Origin of the sequence: Oceanispirochaeta sp., from assembly GCF_027859075.1 — a bacterium.
Taxonomy (GTDB): domain Bacteria; phylum Spirochaetota; class Spirochaetia; order DSM-2461; family DSM-2461; genus Oceanispirochaeta.
On record NZ_JAQIBL010000251.1, the window covers coordinates 1 to 9,752 of the forward strand.

Below are 9,752 nucleotides of genomic sequence, written 5' to 3' on the forward strand. Positions count from 1 at the left end.
CCGGGGTACTCATTTTGGTTCCGCCAGAGGGTCTGATTGAATTTATTATCCACTCCCATAAACTGGAGGACATTCCACTGGAGGGAATGCACTGAGCCGATCAAACCGCTCACGCAGAGTTCCCTGGCTTTTTGGAATCCCGGGTGATAATGATAGTTCTCGCCTGTCATAAACAGGGGGCCTCCATCCTTGTTCAGCTCCATGGTCAGGGCCGCTTCTTTACCATCCACTCCGGCCGGCTTCTCACAGATCACATGCAGACCAGCATCGATGCATTGACGGCTCACCGGATAATTCAGCGGAATGGGAAGGGAAACCAAAACGGCTTCCAGACCGGATTCTTCACGGATCATTTTTTGCCAGTCCGTATATACGGGAAGTTCCGGTATGCCCAGAAGTTCGGCAGTCTTCACCGCTTTGGGAAGGGAGTGATTGCACAGGGAAATCACTTCGATTTTGTCTTTCAATCTCAATAGAGCAGGGAGATGCGCTTCCTGGGTAATGATGCCGCAGCCGATGATTCCGATTTTCAAAATAGACTCCTTATTTCTATAATTAAGTTACTGATAAACAGCAGTCTCAGAGCAGTTTCGGCCTCTGTGTTTTGCACGGTATAGGGCGATATCTGTCTGCTTGATAAAGTCTCCGACGTTTTCAATATTATTATTCGTGGTACCGATTCCCAAACTGATGGTATGGGAGATGAGCTTGTCTTCATAGACGGTTCTATTCTCTTCAACGGCACAGCGAAACCTTTCTGCCGCCATCCATCCCAGATCCTCTTCTGTTTCGGGAAGAAGCACCGCAAACTCCTCGCCCCCTATCCTGAAAATGAGATCGGTGGAGCGGAAACAGCTTCGAGTCAATTCTGCCAGAGAACACAAAACCGAGTCACCCGCAGGATGTCCGTATTGATCGTTTATCAATTTGAATAAATCGACATCAAATATGATCAGGGTCAGGGGATGATCATACCTTTTAGATCTGAGAAACTCATTCTCAATACATTCCTGATAGTGCCTTCGGTTATAGAGGCCTGTCATGGCGTCTGTCACCGACTGGGAATACAGTTTTTCTTCGGCCAATTTTCTTTTGGTCACATCCACAATGGAGATAAGATACCCTTCTTCGATGGCCGTGAAGGTAACTTCTGTATGATGGGAAGACTCATCCTTTGCGGGTATTTTAATATCTATAGGACCATAACTGCCCGGTTCGGCGGGGGGAGGAAGGAGGGATTTCAACTTGTCTATCAGTATAATGTTTTCAGTTTTTTCAATCCTCTCAACAATTTGTGCAAGGAGACCCTCTCCTTTTAAATCATCCAATGAATAACCGAAACAGTCCTGGGTCTGTCTGTTTATAAAAGTAACACAAAGGTCTTTATCCATGAGCACAATGCCGACAGGGGAATATTCCAGGATTCGGGAGAAGGATTGCTCCCCTTCACGTATCTTTTGTGTCCTGTTTTCCAGTTCCATTTCCAGTCTTTCCTGATGGTCCAATAACTGACCCATATAGGTATTGCGCTCATTTGTAGTCTTATCCAGCTGGGATTTAATGAGAGTGAGAGCATCAAAAATGGGCAAAAGGGGATGATCCGAATCGATATCATATCCGCTGGGACTGGGTTTCCTGGAGGTCCAGTCAATACTATTCAGGTATTCCAGCAAATCCTGAATCGGTCCATTAAAGATATTTTTCCTAAGATGCTTATTCTGAGTTCTCAATCTGGTAAAAAATGAGAATTTCACTCGGGGGATTTGACCAAGCTGCTCAAACCGGGCAGCCATCAGGGCGGCTTCACGATAGGACTGACAGATTCGGACTTCCTTATTCAGGATTCCCAATTTATTTCCAAGAATCACGCTCATGTCCTGATTCGGAGTGGCATTACAGAAGATGATCCCCACCAGGGCGGTATCATTGACAAGGGATTTAATATAATAATTCCGTGCTTTTCCAGAGGCGTTTTTGTAATCTGTCCAGTCCTGAATGATCAGATACTCCGGGGGAGAATCCATATACTGGCTGACGATGTTATATCCGAATCCGATTGAAGCCATTTCCGCATCCAGATCCGCATAACCGCGCCCCTGGAGAACAAGAGTTTTTTGGCCCAGGATTTTATAACCGCAACTGAATGTAGGCCCCATGGAAACGTCTTTCCACTCATCAAATTGCCTGAGAGCCAAGCCTGTGATAGGACAATAGGCATCAGGAAATGAATTATTTCTTTGCATTAGATTTGAATATATATCCCTTTGTGATTAAATCTGCCAAGATTCAGATATTACCCTGAATTGTTAGAAACTGAATCATCCATACAGGAGTACTCAATAATCCATATATGTATAATCCTATAGACCCTACAATTGTATCCGAATACATCAGAGGAGACCAGTATGTTAAATATAAACAATGTTAAATGTGAAAACCTCACAAATCCTATCGGTATTGATTCAGGGACACCCCGGATTTCCTGGATATCAGAGAGTCTTGAGAAAGAGATAAGCCAAAAATCCTATGAGATAGAAGTCTCGACAGATAAGGAATTCACCCAGTTCGTCTGGCAGAGCGGCCCTGTGACAAGCTCCCGGTCTCATTCAATTAAATATCAGGGTTCAAAGCTATTACCGGTAACAAGATACTGGTTCAGGATACGGATAACAGACAACTTTAAAAACAGCAGTGAATGGAGCCGGGCAGCCTACTTTGAAACATCATTATTAAGCCATGGCAAGTGGAGAGCTCCCTTTATATCCTCCCCGGAAGATACAGATGAAAAATTATCAAAAGGCTGGATCTTTCAGAAAGAGATCAACATCAGGAAAGGTCTGGAATCAGCGCGTCTGTATGCCACGGCCCTGGGTGTGTATGAGGCCTTTGTTCAGGGAGAGCGTATTGGCAACCAGCAGATGACACCGGGCTGGACCAACTATTCAAAACGGCTGCTCTATCAGTGCTATGACATAACAAAAAATCTTCGGGAGGGTGAAAACATTCTTGCCGGCCATATTGGCGCCGGCTGGTACAAGGGAGATCTGGCCGGATGGGTTGGCAAGCGCTGCGTGTATGGGAAAAGGAATGCCCTCAGTATGCAGATCCTCCTTCGCTTTGAAGATGGCTCACAGGAATGGATTAAAACAGATAAAACCTGGAAGGCCGGTACTACCGGCGTCATCAGTTCAGAGATTTACCATGGAGAAGAGTATGATGCCCGCCGGGAGAATCCCCGATCCTGGACAGAGGTTGAAATTCTTCCTGCTCCAGAATCAGTGCAAATTACAGCCCAGGATGGCCCCCTGACCCTTCCTCAGGAAACTCTGAAACCCAGGGAAATCATCCTGGACTCCCAGGGTCGAAGTATCATTGATTTTGGACAGAATATGACAGGATTTGTCCGTTTTAAGGTCAAAGGAAAGGCGGGAGACCGGGTTAAGCTGAAACATGCCGAGATTCTGAGCCCTCCGGGAGAATTTTATACTGAGAACCTTCGCTCTGCCAGGCAGGAGATTCTCTACACCCTCAAGGGTGAGGGAACAGAGGTATATCAGCCCCGGTTTACCTTCCAGGGATTCCGGTACGTCCTGGTCGAAGAGTATCCTGGAAAGGTGAAGGCCGATGATTTCGAAGCGATTGTACTTCACAGCGACATGGAGAAATCCGGAGATTTTGATTGCTCCCACCCCCTCCTCAACCAGCTGCACCACAACATCCTCTGGGGCATGAAAGGTAATTTCCTGGATATTCCTACAGACTGCCCCCAGAGGGATGAACGTCTGGGATGGACCGGGGATGCTCAGGTTTTTATCAGCACCGCCTGTAATCTGATGGACGCCTCCGGGTTCTTCACCAAATGGCTGCGGGATATGCGAAGTGAACAGAATGAGAAGGGAGGCATACCCCATGTCATTCCAGATGTACTGCAGGATGTCGCCTCCCAGGATGACATACTCAAGGGAGCCCATTCCGCCACGGGATGGGCCGATGCCATGACTATCTGTCCCTGGGAAATATATGTCCAGTACGGAGACCCTCAGATTCTGGAAGAGAATTATGACGCCATGAAAGGCTGGATATCCTATATGCGCGGGGAAGCCAGGGATGAGGTTCTCTGGGACACAGGATTTCACTTTGGAGACTGGGTCGCCCTGGATGCCAAAGAAGGCAGCTATTTTGGAGCCACACCCAATGATTTTACGGCCACCGTGTTTTATGCCAACTCAGTCCAGATCATGATAAAAACGGCAAAAGTACTGGGATTTCAAAAGGATCTTAAGGAATTCACAAATCTCTATGAACGCATCGTTAAGGCCTTTCAGAATGAGTTTTTCACTCCGACCGGACGGCTGGCAGTGAATACACAGACAGCCCATGTGCTTGCCCTGTATTTTAATCTCACTCCCGAACCCTATATCAAGCGGACTGTGGATACCCTGGTCAGACTCCTTGAAAATGAAGAGGATCATCTGCTCACCGGATTTCTGGGAACCCCCTATCTCTGTGCAGCCTTAAGCCGCAACGGCCGTCTGGACAAGGCGTATAAACTCCTTCTTCAGGAGGATTATCCCTCCTGGTTGTACCAGGTCAAACAGGGTGCCACCACCATCTGGGAGCATTGGGATGGTTTAAAACCCGACGGCAGCCTCTGGAGCCCCGATATGAACTCCTTTAATCACTATGCCTACGGTTCAGTGGGATATTGGATGTACACCGTTGTAGCAGGGTTGTCTCTCGATGAGAATGATCCAGGATACAAAACAATCCTGTTTCAGCCTCAACCCGGAGGAGGCCTGACCCATGCCAGGGCCAGCCAGATGACCCCCTTTGGAAAAGCATCCATCTCCTGGAAAATCCAGGACAGGGAATTTTCATGTACCCTTCAGATCCCGGTGAATGCCAGAGGCAGGATGAAGCTGCCGGGTCAGGAGAAGTATAGCGAGCTTGGTTCCGGTGAATATTCCTTCCAGGTAGATTTACCCTGATCCTGATGAAATCTGGGGTATAATCTTAAATCTATGGCAACCATCAGTTTCCAGAAACGATTAATCCTGGTCTACTCTCTCTTTGTCACCCTCCTGGTTGTTCTGATCAGTTCCTTTTATTTTTTCTTCTTCTATACCGAGGGAGAAAAAAGGATAAAGGAAGATCTGACCAACCGGGGTGAAAAGATGGCCAGCCAGCTGGATACGGTCCTTTCTACCATGGATTTTGTCACCATAGACCTTCTCTCACAATGGGATTTCATGCCGGCCCTGGCCACACTGTCCATTTTTGACCGTGAAATCCCTGAGAATAGATTGGCTATTGTTGACGCCCTTTTGACGGTTGAAAAATCATTGTACCGCTATTCCATCATGAGAGACTTTCACCGGGTGGCGGTGTATACCCCCAAAGCAGACTTTTTTTCCAACAATTTCGAGCCCAGACCCGGAGCCAACATCATTAAAGGCTGGCTGAATGACAACCCGATGCTGAAAATCGTGGATGCCAGAAAAGGGAAAATACTGATACTGCCTCCCTACCCGGATCAGTGGCAGAAAGAAAACGTCATCAGGGTTTTTGCCCTGATGAGGGCTGTTGTGGGTCAAAAAGAAAATGAAATCAATGGCTACATTGAGGTACAGAACCCCTACTCTCTTATCGAGGATATTTTTACCCTGCCCCCGGATATGGCCATCGCTATTGATGTGAAAACAAAAGAAGGCAATGTTCTGTTCCAGAACGGTCAGCATGGGGCAACCCCAAAAGGCTTCGCCTTCTCCACCACATCAAAATATACCCAGATAACCATTGAATTGAAGTATTCACGGAAAGATGCCTTTGCCTCACTGAACTCAATCATTCTGTTTTCTATGATCGGGGTCATCAGCATCCTGTTTCTGTCTTTGGTTTTTGTCCGGTATTTTACACTCCAGCTCACAAAGCCCCTTGAGAAATTAACCCGCCATATCAATTCCATTGATCTGGGAACCCTGCCTCTTTCGGTAGACCTGCAAAGCTCTCATAACGAGATAGAATCTCTGAACTATGCATTTACCCTCCTCCAAAACCGTTTAAATGAATCGGTTAAAAGAGAAATTGTGTCCCAGTCTCTTCAGGTACAGGCCAATTTTGACTCCCTCCAGGCCCAGGTGAATCCTCATTTCCTCTTCAATATACTCAATGTGATTTCCAGCATGGGCCTGGAGAGTGATAATATGGAGATCTGTGAAATGTGTGATCATATTGCCTCTATGCTGCGTTATTCCACGTCCACACAACAGAGAGACTCATCGATTCGGCAGGAAATCGAACATGTGACAGATTTTCTTGTTCTTCTGAAAAAACGCTATGAACATAAGCTCACTTATGTCATTAAGATTGATGAGAACATCCTTGATCAGGTCATCCCCAAAATCATTCTGCAGCCCCTGGTTGAAAACAGCGTAGATCACAGTTTCCAGAAAGGGAAACAAAACGTCCATATCGAAATAAAGGGCGGTCCTCTGGAGTCCGTGGGGAGCTGGTACCTGGAAATACTGGACAACGGCTGTGGGATTTCAGATGAAAAACTGGAATGGATTGAATCTGAAATAAAAAAAGTAAAAAACCGCATCATCATCAGTAAAGAAATTGTAGAATTAAATCTGGGCGGCCTGGGATTAGTCAATACTTATATACGTCTACTCCTCTATTTCAATGATGACATTGATTTTAGTATTGAGAACAGACTCTCTGGAGGAGTTAAGATTAAAATCTCAAAAGGAGCAGGGACATGATATTTACAGTCATGCTCGTAGAAGATGAGCCGGCAGCCATGAGGCATCTTAAAACAACCATTGAAAAGAGATGTCCTGGATTTTCTGTACAGGATACCGCAGAAGATGGTCTTGAAGCCCTGAAAAAGATGCAGAAAAATCAGCCTGATCTGCTCATTACAGACATACGAATGCCTCACTGTGATGGACTTGAATTGTCCCAAAAAGTTAGAAAACAGTTTCCAGAGATACATACTATCATTCTCAGCGGGCATCAGGAATTTGAATATGCCCGGCAGGCTATTCAAAATGAAGTGATTGAATACATGCTTAAACCCATCAATATTAAGGCGCTGGAAACAGTAATGGCAGAGATCCATAGCCGTTTGTGCCAGAAGTCATATTGGAAAACTCATAGACTGATTCAGAAATACCTCTCCCTTAAAGATTACGAAATCAGTCTGCCCGCCGGTAAGACCTGCTTCAGAATTGCTGTCATCAGAATAAATGGTCTGCATCCCAAATTCCATAAAAAGGTATGTTATAATCCATCGGAATTGCTGAGGTCTCTCCTCTATGAACAGATCACAGAAGAGGAAAAAATGGGTATATATCTCTTTACAGGGAGAGACAATAATGAGTATTACATCCTCTGCCCCAAGGAAGAAATTCATTACAGCCGGTTTAAAACTATCATAGAAGACTTCAGCCGTCAGATCCCCTCCTGCCTGTATTACACGGCAGCCTTATCCCTCGATTTCCTTCTCTATAGAATAACAGAAATTTTGGATATTCTATACAGCCTGCTCAGAGAAAGAACAGTCCTGGGAAAGTCTCAGGTTTTGTATGAACAGGGTAACGAACAGTTTCAGAGTAACTTTGTGGAACTGGGTTCCGTATTTCTCAGGAATGTTGAATTTTTAATTAAGACCAGCGCCCTGGATCAGGTCAGAGAACCCCTGCAGAACTGGCTCAGGGAATGTCATACCCAGAAGGTAAGCCTTCTGCAGATAGAAATGGAGTTTAATCAGTTTTTAAATCATATACTCGGATTCTGCAACGACAAAAACCGCCTGCAGATTGAGTCAGGAATCATGATGGATAAGTCATCTCAGGATGTGGGAGATTTCAAGACACTTTTAAATAATTACATGGCCATTGTTCTGCACCTTCAAAACAGCACCCAGAAATCGCCTCCCGGGATGGGAAGCCGGGAATCCTTCCTTCATATAAAAGAGTATGTGGAACAGCATATGGCCGAAGACCTGTCAGTTCCCGCTCTCTGCGAACAATTCAGTATATCCCAGTCCTATCTGAATAAACTCTTTCATAAGCATGAGAAAATGAGTGCCATCGAGTATATTCGCCAGCAGAGAGTCAATACAAGCATCAGAATCATGAAAAAATCACCTCATATACCCCTCAAGGAAATTTCCAGAATTGTCGGCTATGAGGATTCTTCCTATTTCAGCCGTGTTTTTAAATGTCAGACCGGATTTTCCCCTCGTCAATATCTGGAGCTGAAAAATGAATAGTCCAATTCTTTGTACTAAATCGTCCATATACAAGTAAAAAAAACAGCCCTAATCTGAGTTTAGATGAAAAAAAGTGTAAAAGCTTTTACTAAAGGAGTGTTTATGAAACGTAATGTACTGGTATTTTTACTGGTGGTTCTGATTGGAACCTTCGCCTTTGCCTCGGGACAGCAGAGTCCGGATACCAAAATGAAAGAGGAAGCAAAAGTCTTAACCCTTCTGGTGGATAATGCAACATCCCTGACAGGTATGATAGCCGTGGCAGATGCCTTTGAGGCAAAAACAGGAATTAAAACAGAAATTGAACTGCGCCCTGGTGGTGAGGAAGGTGAAAAACTTCTCAAAACAATACTGGACACGGGAGAAATGTCAGATCTGATCTATTTCAACTCGGGATCTCTTCTACCCGCTCTGAATCCTGAACGCAATTTTGTAGACCTCACAGATAAACCCTATATGGATAAAATATCACCCGCATACAAACAGACTGTTACTGTCAACGGTAAGATTTTTGGAATCCCTGCCAGCTCATCCGCAGCTGGAGGAATCCTATACAATAAGAGAGTCTATAAAGAGCTGGGCCTGAAAGTTCCCACAACCTGGGATGCCTTTATGGCCAACAGCGAAGTCATCAAAAATGCCGGAAAGACTGCCATCATAGGCTCTTACAAGGATGACTGGACATCACAACTGTTTCTTCTCTCAGATTTTTACTATGTACAGCAGCAGGTTCCTGACTTCGCAGAACGTTTTACTAAAAATCAGGCCAAATATTCCACTGAGCCTGCCGCTCTGCAGGCCTTCTATAAATATGAAGAAGTTCAGAAAAAAGGCTATATGAACAAAGACTACCTGGCTACCACCTATGACGAAGGTCTCCGGATGCTCGCCTCGGGAGACGGTGTACAATACCCTATGCTGACCTTTGCCTTTGCCGCCTTAAACCAGAACTATCCTGATCAGATAGATGACATCGGTTTCTTTGCTCAGCCAGATAACAAACCCGGTTTAAATGGTGCCACAGTCTGGCTTCCTAACTCTATTTATATTTACAAAAATGGTGACAACACAGACTTGGCACTCCAGTGGGCAGATTTTTATGTATCTCCCGAAGGATTGGACATTTATTCAAAGACAAATAAAGCAGATGGTCCCTATGTGGTCAAAGGTGTTGAACTGCCTGCAGACACCCCTCTGGGAATCCTGGACCTGATGAAATATTTCAATGAGGACAGAACGGCTCCTGCTCTTGAGTTTATCACTCCCGTCAAGGCTCCCAATTCTCCACAGATTTGTGTTGAAGTTGGTTCTGGTATATCATCTCCTGTTGATGCTGCTGCCAAATATGACAGAGACACAGAAAAACAGGCAAAACAGCTGAATCTTCCCGGTTGGTGATTTCTATAAATATTTTTAAATAATTAAAAGGCAATTTTCAATTCCGGGAATTGCCTTTTTTATCAGGATATAATTA

General features: G+C 45.0%; 6 protein-coding genes. 4 read left to right on the top strand and 2 right to left on the bottom strand.

What is annotated here, in order from left to right; translation table 11 throughout:
- Positions 1-533 (bottom strand): Gfo/Idh/MocA family oxidoreductase (locus PF479_RS13865; RefSeq protein WP_298007618.1); only part of this gene is annotated, 533 nt, incomplete at its 3' end.
- Between the two features lie 27 nt (positions 534-560).
- Entirely contained in the window at positions 561-2,243 is a 1,683-nt protein-coding gene (locus PF479_RS13870; protein WP_298007620.1) for a sensor domain-containing diguanylate cyclase, read from the bottom strand.
- A gap of 162 nt (positions 2,244-2,405) precedes the next feature.
- Here PF479_RS13870 and PF479_RS13875 point away from each other — a divergent pair, with 162 nt between their 5' ends.
- From PF479_RS13875 to PF479_RS13890, 4 genes are all read left to right on the top strand, one after another.
- Entirely contained in the window at positions 2,406-4,988 is a 2,583-nt protein-coding gene (locus tag PF479_RS13875; RefSeq protein WP_298007622.1) for an alpha-L-rhamnosidase, read from the top strand.
- A gap of 33 nt (positions 4,989-5,021) precedes the next feature.
- Positions 5,022-6,764: a sensor histidine kinase gene (locus PF479_RS13880; protein ID WP_298007624.1), complete on the top strand. Its 1,743-nt coding sequence runs from the start codon at positions 5,022-5,024 to the stop codon at positions 6,762-6,764.
- Positions 6,761-8,278 (top strand): response regulator, encoded by a 1,518-nt coding sequence (locus tag PF479_RS13885; RefSeq protein ID WP_298007626.1) that lies wholly within the window; start codon positions 6,761-6,763, stop codon positions 8,276-8,278. Before PF479_RS13880 ends, PF479_RS13885 begins: the two co-directional genes overlap by 4 nt.
- A 102-nt stretch (positions 8,279-8,380) precedes the next feature.
- On the top strand, positions 8,381-9,676 hold the full coding sequence (locus tag PF479_RS13890; protein WP_298007628.1) for an ABC transporter substrate-binding protein: 1,296 nt from the start codon (positions 8,381-8,383) through the stop codon (positions 9,674-9,676).
- Positions 9,677-9,752 lie beyond the last annotated feature (76 nt).

Excerpts from the sequence above, each read along its gene's own strand:
- PF479_RS13870 (WP_298007620.1), bottom strand. The coding sequence starts at position 2,243 with ATGCAAAGAAATAATTCATTTCCTGATGCCTATTGTCCTATCACAGGC.
- PF479_RS13875 (WP_298007622.1), top strand. The coding sequence starts at position 2,406 with ATGTTAAATATAAACAATGTTAAATGTGAAAACCTCACAAATCCTATC.
- PF479_RS13880 (WP_298007624.1), top strand. The coding sequence starts at position 5,022 with ATGGCAACCATCAGTTTCCAGAAACGATTAATCCTGGTCTACTCTCTC.
- PF479_RS13885 (WP_298007626.1), top strand. The coding sequence starts at position 6,761 with ATGATATTTACAGTCATGCTCGTAGAAGATGAGCCGGCAGCCATGAGG.
- PF479_RS13890 (WP_298007628.1), top strand. The coding sequence starts at position 8,381 with ATGAAACGTAATGTACTGGTATTTTTACTGGTGGTTCTGATTGGAACC.